Source organism: Rhodococcus sp. NPDC057297 (assembly GCF_042667435.1).
Taxonomy (GTDB): Bacteria; Actinomycetota; Actinomycetes; order Mycobacteriales; family Mycobacteriaceae; genus Rhodococcoides.
Genome location: NZ_JBHUZE010000002.1, coordinates 367323 through 391115, shown reverse-complemented (window position 1 = coordinate 391115; position 23793 = coordinate 367323). Strand labels below are relative to the sequence as shown.

Here is a 23793-nt window from a genome sequence, read left to right as displayed (position 1 = left end):
ATGACCATCGATTACACCGGCCTGTACATCAACGGTGACTGGACGCCCTCGTCCGGCAGCAACGTCATCGACGTCATCTCCCCCACCACCGAGCAACAGATCGGTTCCGTTCCCGAAGCAACCCAGTCCGATGTCGACGACGCCGTCGAGGCCGCCCGCGCGGCCTTCGACGGACCCGATGGATGGGGCAGTTGGGCACCGTCGCGGCGTGCCGAAGTGCTCGGCCGATTCGCGGACGAACTCGAGTCGCGAGCCGAAGAAACCTCGTCTCGCGTCAGCAGTCAGAACGGCATGCCGATTCAGCTGGCTCGGCAGTTCGAGGGCGGATTCCCACCGGTACTGCTGCGCTACTTCGGCGATATGGCCGCGAAGCAAGAGGACGAGATCCGACCGGGGATGCTGGGCGGATCCACGTTGGTAACCCGTTCCCCCATCGGCGTCGTCGGCGCCATCACCCCGTGGAACGTGCCGCAGGCGATCACCTTCCTGAAGCTGGCGCCGGCGCTGGCCGCAGGGTGCACCGTCGTGCTCAAGCCGTCGCCGGAAACAGTGCTCGACGCGTTCTTGATGGCCGAAGCCGCAATCGCCGCCGGCATGCCCGCCGGCGTCCTCAACATCGTGCCCGGCGGCCGTGAACTGGGCGCCTACCTCGTCTCGCACCCGGGCATCGACAAGGTCTCGTTCACCGGTTCGACAGCTGCCGGCAAGTCCATCGCTCGCACGTGCGGTGAGATGCTGCGTCCGGTCACCCTCGAACTCGGCGGCAAGTCCGCCGCTGTGGTGCTCGACGACGCCGATCTGGCAGCGAACATCGAATCATTCTTCGCAGCAACGCTTCTCAACAACGGACAGATCTGCTGGCTCGGCACACGCGTGCTCGCTCCCCGCTCACGCTATGCCGAGACCGTCGACACCATCACCGACCTCGCAAAGGGCCTCAAAATCGGCGATCCGCTGTCCGACGACACGCAGATTGGTCCGCTCGTCTCGTCTCGTCAGCGCGACCGCGTCGAGGGTTACATCGAGAAGGGCAAGGGCGACGGTGGCCGGATCACCACCGGCGGTGCACGTCCCGGCAGCATGGACACGGGTTGGTTCGTCGAACCCACCGTGTTCGCCGACGTACAAACAGGACACACAATCGCTCAGGAAGAGATCTTCGGACCCGTTCTGGCCGTGATTCCCTACGACGACGAAGCCGAAGCGGTGAAGATCGCCAATCACTCCGATTACGGTCTCGGCGGCTCCATCTGGACCGCGGACCCCGATCGCGGAGCGCAATTCGCCCGCCGTATCGCCAGCGGAACGGTCGGCATCAACGGCTACGTGAACGACCCCACCGCGCCGTTCGGTGGCATCAAGAACAGCGGCATCGGCCGCGAACTCGGCCCGGAGGGCCTCGCGAGCTACCAACAGCTCAAGAGCATCTACCTCGACGTCCGCTGAACAACGGTGAGGGGGCGCATCACCGCCCCCTCACCCCCGGCGGAAAGGACTTTCGATGAACAACGACGACACCGCCCTCGTGAATTTCGCCATCAAGTGGGCACCGTTCGGCGACGGAGACGAATTCATACTCCCCCAGTTCGGCATCCCCCCGCCGAATACTTCCGTCGCCTCGGACACACTCTCGACCATGCAGACGTGCACCCCGCCGTCCGTAGTCGGCTCGCGGAGCTATGTCGATCTAAACTGGGCACCGCCATCGCCGCACGGGCGCGGTGAGTTCGTCGCCGCTAGCCGTCCGACTCTAGCGCTCGGCGCCATCTCGGCGATAGTCAGTCCTCCGGAGCGACCGACGCATGATCTTGCCGCTCGCCGTCTTCGTCAAGGCAATGAGCACCTCGACTTCCGACGGTCGCTTGTAGGCAGCGCGCCGCTTGACGAGGAACTCGCGCAACGAGTCCGGCGTAACGGACGCGTCAGCTTCCAGGGACACGAATGCCTTGACCGGCTCCGCGGTAGGCATCTGGTAAGCCGACCACCGCGGCCTCGCGGACTGCAGGGTGTTCGTACAAAGCGTCTTCGACCTCACGTGGCCACACCTTGAACCCCGAACAAACGATCACGTCCTGAATCCGGTCGACCGACGCGGTCGCGGCTTCTGGCAAGCCACGACTTTTACACGGAGGCAGCCCACCGCCACCACGAGCGTGTGATGTTAACGAGCACCGACACCATGCGTCGCGCTGCGGGTGACATCGCCTACAGGGCGTTGAGGTGTGGTGCAGCGAACCTGCACACGATGACGGAACGACTGCACGAAAGCGGCTCAATTTGAGCCCGCTCTGGCTCGGCCGGGCGCCGTTTCACAGCACTGTTGCCTGACCCACGCATATGGTCGTACCATTTGCATTGCTAGGCACACCCGACATCCCCGACTCGAGAGGCACCACCGTGAACGACAGCTCGGCCACCGAGACGCTGTGGTCTCCCTCGCCGGAACGCATCGCCGCATCACGTATGGCCGATTTTCAGCGGTGGGTTCGCGACAACCGAAACGTCAACACCACCACCTATCAACAGTTGTGGACGTGGTCGATAACAGACCCCGACGCGTTCTGGATGTCGATCTGGCAGTACTTCGACGTCGTGCACTCGACCGAGCCCGAATCCGCTCTCGCCGACAGCCGGATGCCGGGCTCGGTATGGTTCCCGGGTGCCCGGCTCAACTGGGCCGAGAACCTGCTGCGCCACGCAAGCATCGCACCCGACGAGACCGCGATCACCGCGGTCTCCGAATCCGGTGAACCCGCCCGGACGACGTGGGCCGAGCTCGAGCAGCAAAGCGCCAACCTCGCGGCCCGCTTACGCGAGATGGGCATCGGTACCGGCGATCGCGTCGCCGCGGTGCTACCCAACATAGCCGAAGCCGTCGTGGCACTGCTCGCCACCGCGACCGTCGGTGCCATCTGGTCATGCTGTTCCCCCGACTTCGGCGTCAAAGGCCTCGTCGACCGCTTCGCCCAGATCGAGCCGACGGTCTTTATCGGGGTCGACGGCTACGTATGGAACGGAAAGCCCGTCGACCGACGAGACACCATGGCCGAAGTCCGCAACTCCCTACCCACCGTGAAACACGTTGTCACCGTTCGCCACCTCGACACGAAAGCTCCCGTCGGCGACGGTGAGCTCGACTTCGCCGACCTCGTCCGCGGCACCGCGACACCGCACTACGAGCAAGTGCCGTTCGAGCACCCGCTGTGGATCCTCTACAGCTCCGGCACCACCGGTCTCCCCAAGGGCATCGTCCATTCACACGGTGGCATCGTGCTCGAGGCGCTCAAGGCCAACGCGCTGGCGTACGACCTCGGCCCCACCGACCGGGCGCTGATCGCCGCAAGCACCGCATGGGTGGTGTGGAACATGTTGGTGGACACCATGTTCACCGGATGTTCGATAGTCACTTACGACGGCAACCCGGCAGCGAAGGGCCCCGACACAGTACTGAAGCTGTGCAGCGACTTCGGCGTCACCCGTTTCGGCACCGGAGCTGCCTACCTCACCCTGTGCGAAAAGGCAGGCGCCGAGCCTGCGAAGAACTACGACCTGTCGAGCCTGCGATCGATCATGACCACCGGCTCACCCCTGCCCGACTCGACGTGGCGCTGGGTGTACGACCAGGTCAGCAGCGACGTGTTGCTCGGATCCGACAGTGGCGGAACTGACGTGGCCACCGCATTCGTCGGCGCCAACCCCCTCGAGCCCGTCCGCACGGGCGAGCTCATGGGAGCATGCCTCGGCTGCAAGGTCGAAGCCTGGTCCGAGGACGGTACCCCCGTCGTCGGCGACGTGGGAGAAATGGTCATCACCGCACCCATGCCGTCGATGCCGGTGAAGTTCTGGAACGACATCGACGGACAGCGCTACCACGACTCGTACTTCGACACATTCCCCGGCGTGTGGCGCCACGGGGACTGGATCACCATCTCCGAGAACGGGGCCTGCCAGATCCACGGGCGTTCGGACTCCACCATCAACCGCGGCGGCGTACGCATGGGATCCGCCGACATCTACGACGCGGTCGAAGCGCTCCCCGAAGTGGCTACCAGCCTGGTCATCGGCGCCGAACTACCCGGCGGTGAGTACCACATGCCGCTGTTCGTCGTCACCAACCCCGGAGTCGAGCTCGACGAGACCCTGATCGACAAGATCAAGAAAGTCATCCGCACCGAGGTCTCCCCACGCCACGTCCCCGACGTCATCCTCACGGCACCCGCAGTCCCCATGACCCGCACCGGAAAACGCCTCGAAGTGCCTATCAAGAAACTCATCCAGGGCATCGACGAATCCGTCGCCATCAACCGCGGGACAGTAGCCGACACCGATGTCCTGCAGTGGTACGTCGACTACGCCAACACTTTTCGAGCGTCCGCGAACTAGCACACGGAAACTCGACCGTAGTACGTGCGGTAACCGCGCCGCGCGTACTAGTTGGTGGTGGAGTTCGTCGAAGACAATTCACGCCGGAGACGCACCACGTCGTCGGCGTCGATACCCATGGCATCCAAATAGTTGTCGAAGGACCCGTACTTCTCGTCGACCGTTCTCAGGCCGTGCACGTAATAATCCTCGTCAACACCCAGCAGGGCGTCGGAAAAGTTGATGCGACTTTGCCCCGAAGCGGGACGCCACACTTCGTGCATATGTGCGCGTAGAGGTTCGACGGCCGCATTCGAGGCCATGAAGTCCGCCACGATGTCCTCGTATACGACACCTGCCACGCGAAGTACGGTCGCCACGGTCCACCCGGCACGATCCTTGCCTGCAGCACAGTGCACCAGCACCGGGCCCTCACCACGCCCTACAGCTGTAATCACGCCCGCGATGGCCGTCTTCGCGCCGTCGAGGACGGGAAACGACGCGTAAGCGTTGAGCATGTATTGCCGCTGCGTGTCGTCGGTGGATTCGATGCCCATCTCGTGAGGCGCTCTGTCGCCGTTGATCTTTCCGAACGGCACGGCCTGGACCTGGACACCGTCGGGAACCAGATCCGCACCGCTGCGCTTCGCCTCCGACGGAGAGCGCAGATCGAACACGATTCGTATGCCCAGTCGCTGCAATTCGGTACGACCGTCGTCGCTCAAACGACTTAGTTCCGACGACCGCATCAAAACGCCCGATCCAATTCGGCCGCCATCCGACGTTCGTGCTCCCCCGACGTCACGGAAGTTCCACGCGTCCGCGAGTCGATACTGCCCACCCACACCGGGCGTGAATTCCTCGACCGTGTCGTCGTCGACTGTGTCGTTCTCCGTCATGTATTGCACTGTACAAACCCTGCGTGTTGTTGCAGAACGCCGGTCGACCGGCGAGGAGACGCACCGCGAATATCCCGGACGATCAGAACGCGGAGATGCCGCCGTTGACGCTGATAGTCTGCCCGGTCAAGCGCGAGGAAGCGGGGCCGCCGAGGAACACGATGAGTGATGCGAGATCGTCGGGCTCGGCAACTCCGAGATGAGCGAGCGCAGAGGCCTTTTCGAAAAGCGACTTGCTGAACCCGCTCGAGAGAACGTTGTCCGCTGTGGCGGTTCCGGCAATCAGCGAGGGCGTCACGGCATTGACACGCACACCGTTGCGTTTGGCCTCGACGGCGGTGACGCGGGTGAACATGACGATGGCTGCCATCGCCGCGCCGAGTGCGCTTTCGCCGGGCGTCGGAACCTTTGCCGCATCCGACGCGATGTTGATGATGCTGCCGCCACCCTGCGCCTGCATCAGCGGCAAAACCGCTCGAGTGGTCAGCATCGGCGGCAGCGCCTGACCCATAAGGATGCCGGCGATGTCCGCAGTGGGCGTGCGATGCAGCAACTCTGGCTTGTAAGCAGTGGTGGTCGAATTGACCAGTACGTCGATCGAACCGAGAGCGCTGTGCGCCGTTGCGACAGCGGACTCCACCTGATCCACGTCGGCCGCGTCGGCCGCTATGAACGTCACCTCTACTCCTGAAAATTTCTCCCGCACAGCGCTTTCAGCAGCTTTTCCGCGTTCTTCGTTGCGTCCCAGGATTGCGATTCTGGACACCCCGGCGTCCGCAAACCGGCACGCGGTCGCCAGACCGACACCAGAAGTTCCCCCAGCGATCAGCACACCGGATTCGGTGTAATTACGGACGAGCGGCGATGGTGTCAATGGAGTCTCCTGAGTGTCGTCATGTTACGAATTTGGCGCTATCAGCTTCGTAGATGTAGTTCATTATGCCGCGCGAGCATGCGTCGCTCTCGTTTAGTGTGACATTTGTAGACATCATGTTGCGAAATGTGTAGCATTCAAACTGTGTGGCCCACGCAACACCCGGTCACGACGAGCATCGGTCACCTCGTAGGCGACGACGACAGGATCAACAACATGCACGCTCACTTGTCCCTTTGGGAGTCGACTCCGAGCTCCGGAGTTCGCGACATCACGCTCGGCGACCTTCTCCGTGAAGCCGCGGACACCGTCCCGGATCGGATCGCTCTGGTGGACGGGGTTCCAGATCCCACCGAGCGGAAGTCCTGGACTTACAGCGAAATGCTTACCGAGGTCGAGTCTGTCGCAAAGGCGCTGCTCACGGAATGCAGGCCGGGCGACCGCATCGGTATCTGGGCGCCGAACAGCGCCGAGTGGGTCATCCTGCAGCAAGCGGTCGCAATGGCGGGAATGATCGTGGTGGCCGCCAACCCGGCGTATCGCGCACACGAACTCGAGTACGTACTGAAGCAATCCGGCGCGGTCGCGCTGTTCTATCGTGACTCCTATCGCGGGACTGATCTTCGTCCGATCATCGACGAAATTAGACCCAATCTGCCTGCGCTTCGTACCGTCATCAGTACCGCGGGATGGCGTGAATTCGTTGCGGGAGCGGATATGTCGCACCCCTTGCCCCCGGTGGCGGCGACGGATCCCGTGCAGATCCAGTACACTTCCGGAACCACGGGGTTCCCCAAGGGCGCCCTGCTGCACCACAAAGGCATCGTCAACGAGGCCAATCTGGTTTTCGAGCGCGCAGATATGGAAGACGGCGGTGTGTGCATCAACGCCATGCCGATGTATCACATCGGCGGCGGAGCTGTCACCGAACTGGGGACGTTCGCGAAAAAGGGAACGTACGTCGTGCTCCCCGCGTTCGACGCCGGACAGACGCTTGAGATGATCGAGACCTATGGTGGTACTCATTCGCTCATGGTCCCGACCATGCTCATCGCTCTCCTGGAGCACCCGGATCTGGCGACGCGGAACCTGTCGTCACTGCGCACGGTGATGTCAGGCGCCGCAACAGTTCCGGAGAGCCTCATAAACAAGGTGATCGACACTCTGGGCTGTCAGTTCACCATACTGTTCGGTCAGACAGAGATGCACGGCGTGATCAGCCAGACCCGTGTGTCGGACGACCCGGTGGACCAGGCCACAACCGTGGGTCAACCGGTTCCCGAGCTCGAAGTCAAAATCGCCGATCCGCTCGACGGCCGCATCATGACCATCGGCGAACAGGGCGAGATCTGTTGTCGCGGTTACCAAAACATGTTGGGCTACTACAACATGCCGGATGCCACGAAGGACACGATCGATGCAGACGGCTGGTTGCACATGGGCGATCTCGGAACCATGGATTCTCGCGGATTCATCAAGGTAACCGGCAGACTCAAGGACGTCATCATTCGAGGTGGGTCCAATCTGTATCCGCGCGAGATAGAGGAGATGCTCTTCCAACACCCCTCGATTGCCGATGTCGTCGTGGTCGGCGTCCCCGACGAGAAGTGGGGTGAACAGGTCGGAGCCGTCATCCGCACCCACGACGGTCACGGTGAGCTGGACACGGATGAGCTGAAGGCGTGGTGTGGAGAACGCATTTCGGCTCACAAGGTGCCGTCACAGTGGTTCTTCACACAGCAATTTCCCATGACTCCGAGCGGCAAGATACAGAAGTTTCGCCTGCGGGATCAGATCATGGCCGGTGAACTGGCAGCGGTCGCTCCGGAAGCGAGCGTGAAATGACGTTCACGGGCCCTCTGTCCAACCGCTATACCGACCTGGTCGGCATAGTTCACCCCATCGTGCAAGAGGGCCTCGGTCCCTTTCGTACCTCGAAACTCGCGGCCGCGGTGTCGAGTGCGGGCGGCCTCGGGACGGTGTCGATGCCCGGCATGCCCGCGGACCTCGATGCGGGGGCTCGCACGTTCCGCGAACACATCGACGAGTGCGCGTCCCTGACGGACAAGCCGTTCGCCGTCAACATCCCGGTCGGTGTCGACGGTAACGGTGTCGTTCTTCCGTTCACCGATGTCTATATCCGGACCGTTCTGTCTGCTCGGCGAGCAGACTCGACGCTGGCGAAGCAACTCACCGTCATGACCACGTCTGCTGGGTTCCCCGGCGATTACATTTCGATGATCAAAAATGCCGGGATGGTGCATCAGCACAAAGTCGGATCCACCCATCAGGCCGTGAAAGCCGCCGACGCGGGCGTCGACGTGGTGATTGCTGCAGGCTTCGAGATGGGCGGTCACGCACCCAGCAAGGCCGTGCATTCCTATGTACTTCTCCCCAGCGTCACCGAGGCCGTCGACATCCCTGTCCTGCTCACCGGCGGCGCCCGTGACGCTCGGGGCCTCGCCTCCGCCTTGTCGATGGGTGCCGATGGCGTCGCCATGGGAACCAGATTCATCGCAAGCACGTCCAATTCGGATTGGCACCCCGCCTACGTAAAGGCGATTCTCGATGCCACCGAGGGCGACGATGTTGCGTTCGACGGCGTCTACGGCCCCTGCCGAGGTCTCCGAAACGCAGCCTCGCTGATGTTGACGAACCATCAGGACGAGGGCGGTGAAATTCGCGACGCCGTCGAGCTGACGCGGTGGAAGATCGAGTCCATGCAACGTGCGCAGACCGACGGCGACATCGTCGGCGGTCTGGTCCTCACCGGACAGGTCGCCTCGGCGATCCACGACATCATCGACATCGCCGAATTCGTTCCCCGCATGGCAGCCGGCGCTGCCGACATTCTTCGCCGACTCGCCGCGTCGTTTCCTGCCACGACGCCCGCCCGAGCCTGACCGGTCCGAGCACTTCACGGCGCAGGATCGCGGATAGCATGTCGCAGGTGACAGACATGACTGCCGCGTCCGCCGCAACGAGACCGAGTGCCGGTGGCAGTGCGCGCTCGGCTCTCATTTCCATCCTCGGAGAATTCGTCGACCCGTACGGGCGGCCGGTTCGAACCGCGGCACTGCTGTATGCGCTGACCAGAATGGGTTACGCAGAGCCCGCGAGCCGGCAGGCCATCGCGCGAGCGGGCGCATCGGAACTGATCACGGCGCAGCGCGACGGGCGGGAAACGAAGTGGACGGTCACCGACCGCGGGCATCGCATTTTTACCGATGGCGCCACTCGGGTCTTCCCCGATTCGAGTCGAACACGACCGTGGGACGGCAGGTGGCTGATCGTGATCGCACCGGTGCCGGAATCACATCGAACCGTGCGAAAGAAGCTGTACGCCGGGTTGCGGTGGGCCGGTTTCGGAAACCCGAGCCCGGGCGTCTGGATCACCCCCCACGTCGATCGCCTGACGGAAGCTACCGATATGGTGGACTCACTCGGCTTGACCTCAAATACGTTGTCCTTCATCGGATCTCCCGCGGACATCGGCATCACTGAGGACGAAATAGTGCAGCGGTCATGGGATCTCGGCAAGATCGCCGACGCCTACGACCATCTGTTGATCAAGTTCGCCGACAAACGTGGCCTGTCCGGTGAGGACGCGTTCTGCACGCACCTCGATCTGGTCGAGTCGCTCCGGCAAACGCCCTACATGGATCCACACCTTCCCGAGGCGTTGTTACCGGACTGGTCAGGCCTCGAAGTCGTCCGAAAGCTGCAGGACCTGCGTACCGAATGGACACCGGCTGCGCACGCGCACTGGCTGTCCGTCGCTCGGTTGGACTGACGCCGCCGGCCGATCCGATAGACGTTCGACATTTTTGGACAACATCTACCTAGAAACGTATAGTGATGCGTAGCACCGTCGCGGTGTGTTCCCCCTCAGGAAGCCGAGTCCGACCGTGACCGAACTACACGAACCATCGATGGCGACCTTGCGCGCTGCCGCTGACGACCCCGTTTCCTACGCCTCGGCGTGGAAGCGAACTCACGGCAAACCCGTGATCGGATCGTTCCCGATGAATTTCCCGTCGGAGCTCGTTCACGCCGCTGGAGCGTTGCCGGTGATCATTCAGGAGAGCAAGACTCCGATCACCGAGGGTCGCAGCATGCTCGCGGAGTTCTACTGTGGCTACACGCGCAGCGTTGCCGACCAGGCCGCGATCGGCGAGCTCGACGTATTCGACGGGTTCGTCGCGGCCGACCACTGCGTCCAGTTGCTCGGAGCCGTCGACGCCATTCGATACGTGCGCCCGGAAAAACCGGTTCACTTCGCCCAGTTCACCAGCGCCATGGACGACGTCCTCGCCAAACCGCGTGTCGACGACCGCATCGTCGATATGAAATCCGAGATCGAAACGGTCACGGGAACGTCGGTCACCGACGACGCACTCGCCACCAGCGTCGCGCTCTTCAACGCCAACCGCAGAGCGCTCCGCGAGTTCTACGATCTGCGTCGATCGGGCGCCGTGCGTATCACCGCCGGCGAAATGCAACTGCTCGTCAAGTCCAGCATGGTGATGGATGTCGCCGAGCACACCGGCATTCTGGAGACCATCCGGGACAACCTGAACGTTGGTGAACCGGACACCTCCGTTGTGCGCTTACATCTTTCGGGACATTTCTGCCACGCACCCAAACCGGAGATTCTGGACGTCATCGAAGAATCCGGCGGGTTGGTCGTCGACGACGACCTGTATACTGGGTATCGATACATCTCCACGGACGTTCCGGAGACCGGTGATCGGCTCGGCGCGTTGTCGACGTGGTATATGGAACGAAACTTGAACGCGCCGTGCCCGACTCGCGTCACAAGCAAGGTCGACTGGGATACCTACCTCCTCGACTCCTTGACGCGCAGCCGGTCCGTGGGAGTAGTGGTTCTAATTGCGAAATTCTGCGAACCGCACATGCTCTACTACCCGGAACTACGCAAAGCCCTCGACGTACACGACGTACCGTCGTTGCTCGTCGAAACCGAGCACGAGGGCATTCCGGTGGAGTCGTTGCGAACGAAGATGGAGACGTTCATCGAGCGAATCCGACGGCAATCAGCCTCCGTTCCGGCCTAATTCGACACAAACCAACTCGAGGAGATCGTGATGTCGACCGACACGCGCACGCCGGACAAAACCAACCGACTGAGCAGTACCAGGGCCGGCGGGAAGATGACCGCCGATTACTGGGACAACATCTTCACCGCCAAAGAACGCGGCAAGCACGTGGTGTGGTACAACGGCGCGGCGATGAACCCGCTGTTTCAGGCCGCCGGCCTGGAATGGTGTCACGGTGAAGCATTTGCCGCCCGTCTCGCCGCGCAACACCTCGAAGAGCCGGCCCAGGCTGCCGGAGCCGAATACGGATACATCGGTGAACTGTGTTCGTACGCGCGCACGCACCTCGGTTGCGCGGTGCTGACACAGAAGAATGCGACGGAAGCCGAGAACGGCGTGGTCGGGATGCTCGATCAACAAGAACTCGCCGCAAAACTTCCTGCCCCCGACTTCTTCGTCAACGGCTACGCCGGTTGCAGCACCGGCCAGCAGTGGGACGCGATGACTTACCGGGTCTTCGACCGCAAGCTCCCCGTCTTCAACGTCTCGCTCCCCATGTTGTGGGGCAACAAACCCGACGCCGGATATATGCGCGGCGAGGAGTGGAACGAGGTGAGCACCTACGCCGAGGGGCAACTCCGCGAACTGGTGTCGTTCCTTGAGCACCAGACTGGCCGGCCGTTCGACTGGGATGCGCTGAGCGAGAGCATGTCCTACATCAAGCGGGCCTCCGAGTTGCGCTTGGAAGCAATGGAGCTGTGCACACTCGCGCCGACACCGGCCACCTACTGGGATTGGGTGGCCAGTATCGCCCCCATCAACTTCCTCCCCGGTAATCAAGCACTCGTCGACTACTTCGCCGGCGTGAAGGCGGAAATTCAGCAGCGCATCGTCGACGGGGTGTCGGCCGTACAGAACGAGCGGTACAGGTTGTACTTCGACGGGATCATGAACTGGAACAAGCTCGGATTTCTGACGCGCAAATTCGCCGAGTACGACGTCGCCGTCGTGGCCGGGCGCTACACGCACGAATCCTTCTGGCAAGAGCCACAATTGATCGACGTCGACAACCCCCTCAGAGGAATGGCACAGCACTACTTGCTGTGCCCGCTCAACCACGGTCTCAAGAACCTCGAAGAGCTCCTGCTCCGCCGGTTGGATCAGTACGCGATCGACGGTATTGCGTTCCACTCCACTCGCACATGCCGCGCGATGACGAATCCGCAATCGATGCTGGCCAAAGCCGCCGAACGTGAGCGTGGGGTCAAGTCCTTCTTCTTCGAAGGCGACGTTGCCGACGCGTCGTTCTACAACGACGAACTGTTCGACAGCCGACTCGAGGCGATGCTCGAAGCCATCGATGTCCAGCGGATGAAGACGACGGTCTGATGACTTGGTACGTGATGGGCGTTGACCTCGGATCCACCACAGCGAAGGCTGCCGTGGTGGACCAGGACGGCGCTCTGGTGGGCTCGGTCGTGGTGCAGATGGGCGCCGTGAGCCGGGACGCAGTCCTGCGTGCCATCGATCAGGTGCTGCAGTCGACAGGATTGTCGCGCACTGACATTCGCTACACGATCAGTACCGGATACGGCCGAAAATTGGTGCCGGATGTCGATCGCTCGTTCACCGAGATCACGTGTCACGCACGCGGTGCTGCGGCGCTGTACCCGGGCGTACGACTGGTCATCGACATCGGTGGACAGGACAGCAAAGCCATCACTGTCGATTCCGATGGTCTCGTCGATCGGTTCGCCATGAACGATCGCTGCGCGAGCGGAACGGGACGTTTCTTCGACGTCCTGGCGCGCGCGCTCGAAGTAAAAGTCACCGACGTCGGCGACCTCGCACTCGCCGGAAACGACGATCTCGAGGTGAGCAGCATGTGCGCGACGTTCGCTGAGACCGAAGTGATCTCGATGTTGGCGCAGGGCCGTGATAAGTCGGACATCGCCGCGTCCGTGCACAGGGCCGTGGCCGCTCGAACATTGGGATTGGTGGCCCAGGTCGGCAAGGCCACACCGGCCGTGATGACAGGCGGAGTAGCCCGAAACACGGCTGCGCGGCACTACATTGAAAAGGCCCTACGTCAACCGCTCGTGGTCCTCGATCAACCTCAGATCGCCGGCGCCTACGGAGCGGGTCTCCTGGCGTGCGAGGTATATGCGGGGTCCATCGATGCCATCGATACCCGCGACAGCGGTGCCCGTCGCCAATTGGCCGACCGCGCTGCCGGAATAGTCCCGCGTTGCGCCGGGTGCGACGGAACCCGCGGAGACCACAGCCACGCGGTGCCCCTCACACTCGAACGTCCGTCGCAACAGATGACGCGATGACCCCGTTGAAAGACTCCACGGTGTTCATCGCGGGTGGTGACACTTCGCTCGGTCTCGCCATCGGCAGGCGTATGGTGTCGGTAGGCGTGCAACGAATCGGCGTCATCGGTATCGACGCGGACCTTGCCGCCGGCAACGCCACAACCTTGTTCCGGTCCGCATCGGGCATCTGGGCGGTGGCCGATGCAGGAGACATGTCATCGGCCGACGACGCACAACGGGTCTTCACAGGACTGTCCGCGTCCCTCGGAGAACCGGATGTTCTCGTGCAATGTTCGACCGCCGGGCGCCTCCTCGACCTGGTTGCCGACGACATGCGCGCAGCGGAATCCGGGACGATAGTGACAATCGGTGAGGGCGAATCCGACGAGGACGGTGGCGTCCGGTGGCGGTACGTCCCGGCCGGCGGTGACGACGACGCCGTTGCGGACACCGTTCTCATTGCACTGCAGCGCGATCGGGCGATCTGACCAGGCCATCATCCAGGTGCCCTTGTTGGACTCGTAGTCCGTCGAGCTGCGTTTATGAGGGTCGCTCTCCGACCTTCTAGAGAGCTCGCAGCAATCCGGACGACTCGAACGTCACTACCAGCAAACCCGTCTTGTCGTATATCACCCTCCCGGCCGAACTGGCGGCCGTCTCCAAACGAGGTGTTCTCCGCTTCGACGTGGTGCTATCGAACCAACGAGGATTTGCAGACCACGGGAGCGGACGTCGAGTGCACGGCGCGACCTCTCAGCCAGGTATTGCGGACCGCCCTCACTGCTCGAGCACACAAAGTCGCAGTCGTAGACAATCACGCCGACCTGCCGGAAGGTCAGTCTTGCAAACAAGAATGAACGGCCCTGCCGTGATCGTTCCACGGTAACGTTCATCGTCACCTCCGTCCAACCGCTGCAAGGAAGGTGGTGTATGAAGACTGAATCGCATTCCAGGGTGCGGGCGATCCGCGATGACCACCTGCTGTGCGAGCAGGTGCGAACCGAGAATGCCTCCGTGCGGCGAGGGCACCGAGTGCATTGCGTACGAATCGATATCGGCGAATTCGGGATCGAGCACCCGAACGAGATCGCCAAGGTCGAACGGCGTGGGCATCTACGCAGGCGAACACGCAATGCTCAAACCCCCACCGTAAGCCGCACGTCGATCGGCGCACGTCGCAGGAGCTGCCCGAGCGTCGGCGGCGTCGACAAGATCCGCAGCGAAGGTCACGCATACACAGAAAGTGCGACCCGCCCCTCTCGATCACACCACCCAGTGAAGTGCCGCCATGCGGCGGTGTACGTCTTCCGTGCGCCCTCCGACCGCGGCGACTCGACCGCTTGGCGATCCGCTTCTGCGAATGCAGGCGGGATCTCGGGCTCCCCTGCCGTCGACCCGAGCTCCGTAGTGCCCTCGCAGGCGATCGACGCGGGTCTTCTGGTTGGTCGGGAGTCTGTAGGGGCAGCATGGCGCAGGTAACCGACAGACTGCGGAACGGAAGACTTTTCTGAACTGGCGTTTCACTGGAGATGGTGTAAAGAATGCAGTTTATGTTGCAACATCCGCGGTCCGAACGAGCTTTGAATAATCGCGAAATGGGATCAAAGTTGATGACCGCCTGCGTCCCGGAGGGTCATACGAAGTCGCAAATCAGACGGTCGCAAAGTGATCGACTCAGTGACTTGGAGGTCGTACCCCGGTTCGGGTTCAAGTTCGAAATGGCCGACCACCGACGCGAGCGTGACCAGAATTTCGTGATACGCGAACTGACGCCCGATACACCCGCGCATCCCTGTCCCGAACGGCTTGTACAGGTTCGCCAAGTCGGCTGGACGACGTTCACGTCCCCAACGATCAGGGTCGAACTCGTCAGCGTTTGCGCCCCACGCGTCATTCCGGTGCAATTGCAGCAGTACGACGAAGACCCACTCGCCGGCCTCGAACGGGTGCGAACCTAGAAACGTGTCCCCCCTCGCCTTCCGAAAGTACCCCGGCGCCACTGGCCACAGACGCAAGGTCTCGTCGACTACCTGACGTAAGTAGCGGAGCTTGGCCACCCGATCGAAAGTCAGCTCGCCATCGGGGCAGACCGTCTCGAACTCGGCCCGCACCTTGTCGACGACGTCTGAGTGCGTGGACAGGAAGTGAAGCGCGAACGCCATCACCCCGGCAGAGGTCTCCTGGCCCGCTACCAAGAAGGTCAGAATCTGATTTCGAATGTTCTCGCTGGAGAGGGGTTCTCCAGTAACGGGATCCACGGAACTGAGCATCAGATCCAGTAGATCTCCGCCACCGCTGGATGATTGTCTGGAGGCAACGATGTCATCTACCAGCCGGTGAATGACGGCGATGTCCTCCCGATGCTGGTCACGTTGCGGTCTGAATAGTGTTGCCTCGACGAGCGGATGCGAGTAGGCAGCGCGATTGATGTAGCGAAGCACCCGCTGGAACCGGACAACAAGCTCGTGAGGTTCGCTGCCGGAGAATGTTTCGAAGTCAAATCCGAATGCAACCCGGCCGATCACGTCGAGCGCAAGCTTGCTGGTATCGGCGGGAACGTCACACCAGGAGCCTTCTCTGGAAGCCCAGTGCTGCAATAATTTATCAGTCGATTCGATCATGCTGTCGTGGTACGTCCGCATCGAAGACTGTGTGAATGCGGGTGCGAGGATGGCATGGGCCTTGGCCCAGTTCGGCTCCGAGTTGTGTGCGGTGAAGAGTCCATCGCCCGCGACGGCACGAAGGTTTCGAATCGGTACACCGAGAAACTTAGCCCAGCGGTCTTCGTTGTTGACCTCTGCCACCAGTTCTGGGCTGGACACGTAGGTTATCCGCGCGCCGAGGACGTTTCGTTCGTAGATGCCCCCGTACCGTTGTGCTCCACGCCAACCCCATTGACTCGAATCGGTGACGTGGAGATCCCACAAGTCACCCAGGAACGGTATGCGGTAGGGCGGATGCGGAAGCGCGCGGTCGCGCGAATGGATTCGTCGGTCATCGGTTGACGTCATTGTCTCCCCCAGGAATTTCAATTGATTGGCTCGGCAGCCATTAAGGTCTTATCTGATCGAGCCTGGACCCACTGTTTTGCGATTACTCTCAACACGTCTACTTCGCCATCGAGGCTCCGCGCCGACGGCAGTTCGAACGATCGGAACCTTGTCGGTGTAACTCCCGCCCTTTTGGCGTCGATCGCTTCGGCGATCGCACTGATCCGGGATCGAGTGAGATGCAGGCCAACGTCTGAAGGCGAATTGAAGCGGGCGAGGACGCTTAGAGCGTCGCGCATCTCGATGCACATTCGGTGTACACGCTGACGAGAGGTCGAGGGCACCGGGCCGCCGCTCAGCAGAACTTCTGGACATGCGACTGTGAGATCGCGCCACATCGGAGTCAGCTTCCTGCACGAGCGAGACCAGTGATCGACGCCAATCGTCTCTGCCAGCCTGTAGGTGAGCGGCACTGCTGCGTAGAGCGCTGCGGCCAACAGTATGAAGATCATGTTGGTTTCGTTGGCGGCCACCCTCCAGTGCACGAATGCGTTCGGATGGTCCGTCCCGGCGAATATGGCACTTGTCATGATCGACAGGGTCTCTTCCACGCCCCAGAGAGACAGCAACCCAAGGGCAACGAACATGAGAACGAAACGCCGTGGCAGATAGCCTCGTTTGAGTTCCCGTACAGACACATACAGGTAGAGCGTCGCCATTGTTGCAGTCCATAGGGAGAACACTGCGAAATAGATGATTGTCTCCCGACCGGGAGATATATCGATGTAGCGGTCCGAGTCTCGCGCGTTCGCTCCGACGACGATGAGAAGTGCCACCGACACACCTGCTGCGGTGTAGATGTATCGTCCCCAGCTTTCGCTCCGGTATCCGAAAACCCACCGTGCGCCCATAGCGACCAACGGAACCATCGTCAGCATCAGAAAGGCTGTGCTGAGTTGCCGAACAAGTTGAACATCGACAGTGTCGGCCGTGATTTTAGCGACGAAGTGTTGAACCTCACCCTCGCGCAGCAGCGCCGATATAGTCAGCGCAGCCACCGCCGCTGTCACCCTCCTCGAGGACTGTGTGCCACTGAGTACCAGAATCCGGCCTCCAACAACTGCGATCGCGATCGCGATGATCGGGTAGGAGATGAACGCGGTGACAGACGAGGTCATCTCCTACCCCACACGTCGGACATCACATTTGACTGGCGAAACCTGCTCACCGCGGTCGACATGAGCAAGTCAGCGAACAGCTCGGCTTCGCTTTCTTGTTCATCGTCGAAATTGCTGCGCGTCATGACGAATCGAAGTGCGCCGAGGTCGATGTCCGGCAACATCTCGGCTAGCCCACCAAAAGCTTGTCCCTCGGAATGATGGTCGAGCAGCATGTGTCCGACTTCGTGGAAGATGGTCTGGTCGATGTGGTAGTCGGAAGATCCAGCATCGTAGGCAATTTCGTCGTGATCGTCGAGGGACAACCACAGTCCGCAGGGCAATCTGCTCAACGCGGTTGCCTGCACTGGCTTCAACACTATCGGGCGACCACGACTGATGCCCATCTGTCGGACGAATTCGTCGCGGTCCCACGGCGTTGGAACGAGCTTACGAACCGCGTTCGTTGTCTCCAGAACGCGTTGGCTTGACTTTTCCACCCCTAATCCCTCCCCCAAGGGTAACTACAGAATACTCAGCCTCTCGTCCGCTGTACGCGGAGGTCAGCGAGCAGTGTTGTCAATTCTCGTTGCTGAATAGTTGCGTGCTCTCTGCGCAATCGTACGTCTTTGATTCCCCCCTCGATCAACTCGAGAACCAGCTGCAGTTGTGAGTGAATCGACGCTGCTTCGGTTCCGCCCAGCAGGTATTCGACATTGGATTCGCCGGGAAACGCGGAAGCCAAGGCTCGCAGCTCAGACTCACCGGGCGTCGCAGTCCCCGACCTCCACAAGATGATGTCCTCAGGCGTTACTACGCACCCGGATTCTTGCAGCTCTCTAGCGATCTCTACCGAAGACCGCTCCGCACCTCCAGGGCGCCGCCAGACACGAAAGAGCAAGTCGATACGGTCCGGCAGAACCGGCAGCGCAACTGGTTCTCTCTTCATTCCGCACCTCCTTCGTAACGACGCTCAAATCTATCCCGCTGCTCTTCCGTCAAATTTTGATCACGTCCGGCCAACCATCGCCTGTACGCGCGTTCCTCCCGTTCTCCTTCGTCACTCGAATCATTCGGCTCATCGAGCAATCTGCCGAACACCGCGAACACCGGAGACAAGACACCATGTTCGCGACGATTCGCCTCGAACAAGCCCGTTACATACTCGCCGTACATCGGATGCAATGCGTTCGCGAGTCGGTCCGAAAGGTCTGCGAGTTCGATTACTTCGCGATGTCTTGCCGCAGCCTCTTCGATGTCCTGCGAAACCGCGAGCAGTTCCACCAGGACCGGCACGCCGACCGGCACGAAGTCCGGCCCCTTCGTCGCACGCGAGCCCTCGTTGGCGGGCTTGGCAGTGGGGTCACCCCCGTTCAGGACTTCAGCAGCGCTTCCCGGCTGCCAACCAAGACCGATGTCCAGTTTGCTCAAAGTCGACGCAGAAATCGTTCTGTCGCTCACCGCTTCCACGTCACGAAGCGTGGGAATCGAAGGCCCTCCCCGGAGTTTGACCTGGGCGCGGCTCAGGCCTAGCTCAGTGCGCCGTCGCCACACCTTTTCAGCCAATCGTCCAGGACCGTCCACCGCCACACCATATGCCTCCCGTCAATCATCAGCAACTAAAGATAAATATATGCAGATCCCCACTCCGTTCGGGCCTCCCCTACCCAGCGGCAACGACAGGTCTTACTTAATTTGTCTTTTTTTGCTATTTTCTTCTTGACTGTTCGTCAACCGACCGGGGGTAACAGAAATCGACGGCAGAACGGCTCCACCTAGCAGGGTGCGATCGGATGCAGTTCGCAGCCAGGACCAACCACAAACGGCTGAGTCCTGCAGCGCTCGAATCATCAATCGCAGGACCGGCTCGACGCACACGTGCGAGCGCGAACCACACACGCACGGGCTTCACCAAGTATTCGACATGGACGGAGCCATCTCCGTCGCGTGGTCGGAACCGACACCTCTTGCGATGTGACAGCGCCCTCTATCACTCATGGGCATCAGAACCATTGCTGGCCAATGGAATCAGCAGAGGCCCGAGCGGCCCACCTACCTAGGAGATCGATAACAAGTGAGTACGCACCCTTCTCGACAAGCCAGCCTACAACGAGCGCGCAGACCGGTCCTGAAGGCGATCCCGGCCGCCGCTGTAGTCGCTATCGCAGGTCTGACGGTTGTTCCGACCGCTCACGCAGCCCCCTCTCAGCCGGGCGTGACCGCCCCGCAGGGATCGCAGCCCGGGGTGACAACTACACCGGCTCCGGTATCGCCGGCACCAGAACCCGCAGAGCAGGACTATCTGCCCGGCTACACCCCGCTCTACGACTACTCCGAAAACACTCGCACGGTCGAGGATTACAACGCCGGTCGTCAGCAGCAGTCGTTCGACAGCGAACCGGCCTACTACGCGGGCACTCCCGAACCGATCCAAGGCCCGCCCGCCGCCGACGAGCCCGCGCCCACCCCGGAACCGGCCCCTGTGCCGACGGTCAAGCGCAAAGCGATCGCACCGATCGAAACACCCGAGGGCACGATCCTCGTCGGCGCGAACCCGGTTCCCTACGATCCGGCACTCATCGATCCGGTGTTCGCTCGCCAGCTATCGACTACCTTCCAGGCTATACAAGCCGACGGCGGAAACCTGCTGGTCGACCACGGATTCGCCGACGCACCTCGCGCCGACCGCATCGCAGCCGGTACCGCCGCCGGCGCAGCCGGTGGCGCCGCGACAGGACTGGCGGCCGGCCTCGTCCCCGGTGCTGCGATCACGGCAGGAGGCGCCGCTCTCGGTGGTGTTCTCGGTGTCGCGGCGACACCGGTATTGACTCCGGCGATCATCTGGGCAGGCCCTCTCGGTTACGTGTTCGTTCCCGGTGCAGCAGCCCTCGCGGGCGCAGGTATCGGTGCCGCGATCTCGGCTCCGATCGTTGCCACCACCACCGCTATCGGCGCAGTGACCGGCGGCGTCCTCGGTGCGGCAGCCGCCGGCGGCGAAGCCACGATCATCGAAGAACCAGCCCCGGCACCGGAATCACCGGCGATCGAGGCACCCCCGGCCGGTCCGTCCGCCGAGCAGCTCCCGGTGATTCCAGCGCCTCTGACCACCGACGCCGGCCCGGATCTACTTGCCCAGGCGAACACCGCCGCCCAGTCCGCACCGGCAGTCGAGCAGGCCTTCAACGATGCGAACACCTGGATCGAACCAACCCGGTCCGCAGTGGAGGGCTTCACATCCACGGTGCTCGAGCAGCCCGCGATCGCTGATGCCGCCGGTCCGGTTCTCGATCAGGTCAACGCCACCCTCGCCGGCCAGATCCCGGCCTGACACCACCAGTCAGCCACTGCCTGAGAGTTTTTCACTGCCAGGAAGGATCCTCCCCACGATGTCGCGACGCTCTATGACATCCCCGATCGCTCGGGCCACCGGCCCGAGTCGGTCGGGGATGCCGTCGGGTTCCTCATCCCGACCCACCCCCACCCCTCGCCCTTCGCGCCTGCGCCGGCGGTTGCTGTTCGCCTTCGCAGCGGTGGTCGCTCTGCTGTTCGTCGCGTTGATCGCCGTGTTCACCGGCGGCGACTCGACCACCCCTGCAGCTGCACCACCCGCGGCCACCACGACCGCTCCCCCGGTCGCCATCCCGGCGGTCCCAGCCGGACCGGACTGCACGATGCCGCCTGGGGATCAGAACAGCGGTGAGGGCGTCATCGCCGCGTTCGAGCACGCCTACTACGTCCAGCGCTCCGGGACCGCCGCACACGCTCTGATCTCCCCGGACGCACCGTCGACGGCACCGTTCACCGTCGCCGCGAACCTCGACGCAGGCATAGCAACCGTCCCCGAAGGCACACGCTATTGCCTCGACGTCGACGCGCTTCGACCCGGTGTCTTCGCTCTCACGATCACCGAGAGCAGCGCCGACGGTGTCCCCGGCACCCAGTACCGGCAACGCATCACCACCACCGAGATCGAGGGTAGCTACGTCATTGCCTCCATCGATGCGGCCTGACCGCTCAGCCAGCGGCACCAGAAACCGCGAGAACACCGACCGCCCTCGGTGACCAGCCCGACGAAAGGACCCCACGCCATCATGACCAGCGCCTCCACAGACTGGGACACCGCTGCGAGCGCCGTCCGCGCCGCCGCCGACACCCTCCGCACCGCCGATACCGCCGCTCTGCGGGCGTGGGCCGAGGATGCCGGGTTGTTCAGCCGGTCGCTGTGGCCGAAGGTCAAACGCGAGCTCTACAAGCAACTCGACCTCGATTACGACACCCTCCGTGCCCGCGAAGCCGAACAAGTCACCGACGAGGTCGCCGAAGCGGCCGCTGCGGCCCCGTTGATCGAGCTCCACGCCGCCGGCGACGAACGCGGCAGCTTCGCCGTCGTCGGAGACGGCGAAGAGACGGCCTGGTACGGCACCTTCCACGCCAAGGACTCGGTGTTCCGGCTCGGTGACCAGGACTCCGCCGACGACTCGGCCGCCGGGAAGGCCGCATTCCTCGCCGGCAAACTCCGCGACGAACTCGGCGTGCCCGCGATCCGGCTGATCCTGCACATCACCAACCCGAACATCGACGGCACCCGCCTCGCCGCAGTCGCAGCGAAGCATGGCGTGCACCTCGAACGCCTCGACATCGACGACGACAACCCCGCCGTGCTCTGGTGCGAGGTACCCGGGCACCGGGCCTGGCAAGCGATCCGGCTCACCGACCTCCTCGTCGACGAAGACGACACCACCGGTGAGGTCCCGAGTGCGAATGCGGTGGTGCAGTGATGGCCTCCCGCGAACCCGACCCCGGAGCAAACGACGCCTTGGCAGGCGAGATCGCGAACCCGGTCGCGGACTACCAAGCCGAAGCGGCGGTGAATCTGCGCAACCAGCGCCTGCGCCGCCCCGAAGCCGCCGCCACCGACCCAGTCGACAACGGCGCCCATGATGCGGATCTGACGCCGGATCCGTACGGCGTCGGACAAGATGCCCTCGCCGCGATCGATGCACCCGACGTCGACCCCGATACGCTGTATCGGGCGAAGATGTTCGACCGCCACGAAGAGGACCTGACCACCGAACCCGCGACGTGGGGATTGCGCGGACGCCTCAATGCCGCGTTCGGGGCACATATGCGACCCAAGCACGTCTCCGCCGAAGTGCGGTTCCGGCAGTCGGTCCGCACCGTGCAGCAGCCGCTTCCCGGGTGCTCGGTGGTGTCGGTGATGAACCCGAAAGGCGGCTCCGGCAAGACGATCACCTCGATCATGCTCGGTGCGACGTTCGGCAAACACCGCGGCCAAGGCGTGGCGGTGTTCGACGCGAGCGAGTCGTCCGGATCCCTCGGTGACCGGGCTGCGCGGACCACCGATCCGGAACTGACGGTGTGGGATCTACTCGCCCACGCGGGCGAGCTGGCCTCCTCCTCGGCGGTCTCCGGATCGCTGAACGCGTTTCTGCGGCGGCAGCCGACGATGGAAGACATTCTCGCGTCGGACAATTCGACGACCCAGTCCCGCAGTATCGGCTGGGACGAATGCGCCGCTGTCATGGCGGTGCTGCGCCGGCACCGGGATCTGATCATCCTCGACACCGCGACGAATCCGCTGGCCGAGAACTGGCAGTGGGCGATCGAGCACTCCGATGTGTTGGTGGTGCCGTTGCCGCTGCGGATGGACATCGCCAAACAGGTCTTCTTGATGCTCGACGGTATCGCCGCGCGCGGTAAGCAGCATCTGCTCGCCTCGACGGTCATCGTCACCTGTCTGACCCCCGATTCCTCCCCGGAGCTCTCGCAGATGATCTACAACGACCTGCGCGCCCTCGGCGTCCCCGAGTCCAACTTCGTCGAAGCACCCTACGATCCGGCGTTGGCTCGTGGGGATCGGATCGTCTACAAGGATCTCCCGGCGTCCACCGTCGAGGCCTACACCAACGTCACTGCGATGGTCGCCGACACGCTCGGTGCGGCCCGCCGCGCGGCAGCGTTCGAGTATTCCGACTCCTTCGCACCCGAGCCGGTCTACCGCCACCCACCCGAGCAGAACCTCTCGCAGCTCTCGCAGTACGACAGCCGCCGCGATCGCCGCCGCGGCGCCTGAACCGTTCCACCCACCCCTTTCCCATTCCAGCTTGCACAG

At 62.6% G+C, this 23793-nt stretch carries 19 protein-coding genes and 1 pseudogene; 13 read left to right on the top strand and 7 right to left on the bottom strand.

What is annotated here, in order from left to right; genetic code table 11:
- On the top strand, positions 1 to 1446 hold the full coding sequence (locus ACFULT_RS07775) for an aldehyde dehydrogenase (RefSeq protein WP_378481095.1): 1446 nt from the start codon (positions 1 to 3) through the stop codon (positions 1444 to 1446).
- Between the two features lie 304 nt (positions 1447 to 1750).
- Here the strand turns inward: ACFULT_RS07775 and ACFULT_RS07770 are convergent.
- A pseudogene (locus tag ACFULT_RS07770) lies at positions 1751 to 2087 on the bottom strand (long-chain fatty acid--CoA ligase); the annotation flags it as partial.
- 376 nt (positions 2088 to 2463) lie between these two features.
- Between ACFULT_RS07770 and ACFULT_RS07765 the strand changes: the two are divergent.
- A complete protein-coding gene (locus tag ACFULT_RS07765) occupies positions 2464 to 4383 on the top strand; it encodes an acetoacetate--CoA ligase (protein ID WP_378481353.1) in 1920 nt (639 codons plus the stop codon).
- Between the two features lie 47 nt (positions 4384 to 4430).
- Here the strand turns inward: ACFULT_RS07765 and ACFULT_RS07760 are convergent, their stop codons facing one another.
- Together ACFULT_RS07760 and ACFULT_RS07755 are read right to left on the bottom strand one after the other, a co-directional pair.
- Complete coding sequence (locus ACFULT_RS07760) at positions 4431 to 5261, bottom strand: tyrosine-protein phosphatase (protein ID WP_378481094.1); 831 nt, start codon at positions 5259 to 5261, stop codon at positions 4431 to 4433.
- Positions 5262 to 5343: 82 nt separating this feature from the next.
- Positions 5344 to 6135, bottom strand: a complete 792-nt coding sequence (locus tag ACFULT_RS07755) for an SDR family NAD(P)-dependent oxidoreductase (protein WP_378481093.1) — start codon at positions 6133 to 6135, stop codon at positions 5344 to 5346.
- 216 nt (positions 6136 to 6351) lie between these two features.
- Here ACFULT_RS07755 and ACFULT_RS07750 point away from each other — a divergent pair, with 216 nt between their 5' ends.
- From ACFULT_RS07750 to ACFULT_RS07720, 7 genes are all read left to right on the top strand, one after another.
- Positions 6352 to 7980 (top strand): AMP-binding protein, encoded by a 1629-nt coding sequence (locus tag ACFULT_RS07750; RefSeq protein WP_378481352.1) that lies wholly within the window; start codon positions 6352 to 6354, stop codon positions 7978 to 7980.
- A complete protein-coding gene (locus ACFULT_RS07745) occupies positions 7977 to 9038 on the top strand; it encodes an NAD(P)H-dependent flavin oxidoreductase (protein ID WP_378481092.1) in 1062 nt (353 codons plus the stop codon). The genes ACFULT_RS07750 and ACFULT_RS07745 overlap by 4 nt, the downstream gene beginning before the upstream one ends.
- Before the next feature lie 38 nt (positions 9039 to 9076).
- Entirely contained in the window at positions 9077 to 9928 is an 852-nt protein-coding gene (locus tag ACFULT_RS07740; protein WP_378481091.1) for a PaaX family transcriptional regulator C-terminal domain-containing protein, read from the top strand.
- A gap of 139 nt (positions 9929 to 10067) precedes the next feature.
- On the top strand, positions 10068 to 11213 hold the full coding sequence (locus ACFULT_RS07735) for a 2-hydroxyacyl-CoA dehydratase subunit D (RefSeq protein ID WP_378481351.1): 1146 nt from the start codon (positions 10068 to 10070) through the stop codon (positions 11211 to 11213).
- A gap of 30 nt (positions 11214 to 11243) precedes the next feature.
- Positions 11244 to 12584 (top strand): 2-hydroxyacyl-CoA dehydratase subunit D, encoded by a 1341-nt coding sequence (locus ACFULT_RS07730; RefSeq protein ID WP_378481090.1) that lies wholly within the window; start codon positions 11244 to 11246, stop codon positions 12582 to 12584.
- The gene (locus ACFULT_RS07725) at positions 12584 to 13531 is read left to right on the top strand and encodes an acyl-CoA dehydratase activase (protein WP_378481089.1); all 948 of its coding nucleotides are present in this window, start codon (positions 12584 to 12586) and stop codon (positions 13529 to 13531) included. Before ACFULT_RS07730 ends, ACFULT_RS07725 begins: the two co-directional genes overlap by 1 nt.
- On the top strand, positions 13528 to 14001 hold the full coding sequence (locus ACFULT_RS07720; protein WP_378481088.1) for a hypothetical protein: 474 nt from the start codon (positions 13528 to 13530) through the stop codon (positions 13999 to 14001). Before ACFULT_RS07725 ends, ACFULT_RS07720 begins: the two co-directional genes overlap by 4 nt.
- A gap of 1113 nt (positions 14002 to 15114) precedes the next feature.
- On the opposite strand, the gene ACFULT_RS07715 is transcribed toward ACFULT_RS07720, so the two are convergent.
- From ACFULT_RS07715 to ACFULT_RS07700, 4 genes are all read right to left on the bottom strand, one after another.
- Complete coding sequence (locus tag ACFULT_RS07715; RefSeq protein WP_378481087.1) at positions 15115 to 16524, bottom strand: cytochrome P450; 1410 nt, start codon at positions 16522 to 16524, stop codon at positions 15115 to 15117.
- Between the two features lie 17 nt (positions 16525 to 16541).
- On the bottom strand, positions 16542 to 17681 hold the full coding sequence (locus ACFULT_RS07710) for a DUF6545 domain-containing protein (protein ID WP_378481086.1): 1140 nt from the start codon (positions 17679 to 17681) through the stop codon (positions 16542 to 16544).
- On the bottom strand, positions 17678 to 17986 hold the full coding sequence (locus ACFULT_RS07705; RefSeq protein WP_378481085.1) for an ImmA/IrrE family metallo-endopeptidase: 309 nt from the start codon (positions 17984 to 17986) through the stop codon (positions 17678 to 17680). The genes ACFULT_RS07710 and ACFULT_RS07705 overlap by 4 nt, the downstream gene beginning before the upstream one ends.
- 619 nt (positions 17987 to 18605) lie before the next feature.
- A complete protein-coding gene (locus ACFULT_RS07700; protein WP_378481084.1) occupies positions 18606 to 19121 on the bottom strand; it encodes a hypothetical protein in 516 nt (171 codons plus the stop codon).
- A 784-nt stretch (positions 19122 to 19905) separates the two neighbouring features.
- Here ACFULT_RS07700 and ACFULT_RS07695 point away from each other — a divergent pair.
- From ACFULT_RS07695 to ACFULT_RS07680, 4 genes are all read left to right on the top strand, one after another.
- On the top strand, positions 19906 to 20988 hold the full coding sequence (locus ACFULT_RS07695; RefSeq protein WP_378481083.1) for a hypothetical protein: 1083 nt from the start codon (positions 19906 to 19908) through the stop codon (positions 20986 to 20988).
- Between the two features lie 58 nt (positions 20989 to 21046).
- On the top strand, positions 21047 to 21670 hold the full coding sequence (locus tag ACFULT_RS07690) for a hypothetical protein (RefSeq protein ID WP_378481082.1): 624 nt from the start codon (positions 21047 to 21049) through the stop codon (positions 21668 to 21670).
- 81 nt (positions 21671 to 21751) lie between these two features.
- A complete protein-coding gene (locus ACFULT_RS07685) occupies positions 21752 to 22438 on the top strand; it encodes a hypothetical protein (protein ID WP_378481081.1) in 687 nt (228 codons plus the stop codon).
- The gene (locus ACFULT_RS07680; RefSeq protein ID WP_378481080.1) at positions 22438 to 23754 is read left to right on the top strand and encodes a MinD/ParA family protein; all 1317 of its coding nucleotides are present in this window, start codon (positions 22438 to 22440) and stop codon (positions 23752 to 23754) included. The genes ACFULT_RS07685 and ACFULT_RS07680 overlap by 1 nt, the downstream gene beginning before the upstream one ends.
- The last annotated feature ends 39 nt before the right edge of the window (positions 23755 to 23793 follow it).

Excerpts from the sequence above, each read along its gene's own strand:
- ACFULT_RS07725 (WP_378481089.1), top strand. The coding sequence starts at position 12,584 with ATGACTTGGTACGTGATGGGCGTTGACCTCGGATCCACCACAGCGAAG.
- ACFULT_RS07740 (WP_378481091.1), top strand. The coding sequence starts at position 9,077 with ATGTCGCAGGTGACAGACATGACTGCCGCGTCCGCCGCAACGAGACCG.
- ACFULT_RS07765 (WP_378481353.1), top strand. The coding sequence starts at position 2,464 with ATGGCCGATTTTCAGCGGTGGGTTCGCGACAACCGAAACGTCAACACC.
- ACFULT_RS07775 (WP_378481095.1), top strand. The coding sequence starts at position 1 with ATGACCATCGATTACACCGGCCTGTACATCAACGGTGACTGGACGCCC.
- ACFULT_RS07680 (WP_378481080.1), top strand. The coding sequence starts at position 22,438 with ATGGCCTCCCGCGAACCCGACCCCGGAGCAAACGACGCCTTGGCAGGC.
- ACFULT_RS07720 (WP_378481088.1), top strand. The coding sequence starts at position 13,528 with ATGACCCCGTTGAAAGACTCCACGGTGTTCATCGCGGGTGGTGACACT.
- ACFULT_RS07710 (WP_378481086.1), bottom strand. The coding sequence starts at position 17,681 with ATGACCTCGTCTGTCACCGCGTTCATCTCCTACCCGATCATCGCGATC.
- ACFULT_RS07685 (WP_378481081.1), top strand. The coding sequence starts at position 21,752 with ATGACCAGCGCCTCCACAGACTGGGACACCGCTGCGAGCGCCGTCCGC.
- ACFULT_RS07690 (WP_378481082.1), top strand. The coding sequence starts at position 21,047 with ATGTCGCGACGCTCTATGACATCCCCGATCGCTCGGGCCACCGGCCCG.
- ACFULT_RS07730 (WP_378481090.1), top strand. The coding sequence starts at position 11,244 with ATGTCGACCGACACGCGCACGCCGGACAAAACCAACCGACTGAGCAGT.
- ACFULT_RS07735 (WP_378481351.1), top strand. The coding sequence starts at position 10,068 with ATGGCGACCTTGCGCGCTGCCGCTGACGACCCCGTTTCCTACGCCTCG.
- ACFULT_RS07715 (WP_378481087.1), bottom strand. The coding sequence starts at position 16,524 with ATGACGTCAACCGATGACCGACGAATCCATTCGCGCGACCGCGCGCTT.
- ACFULT_RS07750 (WP_378481352.1), top strand. The coding sequence starts at position 6,352 with ATGCACGCTCACTTGTCCCTTTGGGAGTCGACTCCGAGCTCCGGAGTT.
- ACFULT_RS07745 (WP_378481092.1), top strand. The coding sequence starts at position 7,977 with ATGACGTTCACGGGCCCTCTGTCCAACCGCTATACCGACCTGGTCGGC.
- ACFULT_RS07760 (WP_378481094.1), bottom strand. The coding sequence starts at position 5,261 with ATGACGGAGAACGACACAGTCGACGACGACACGGTCGAGGAATTCACG.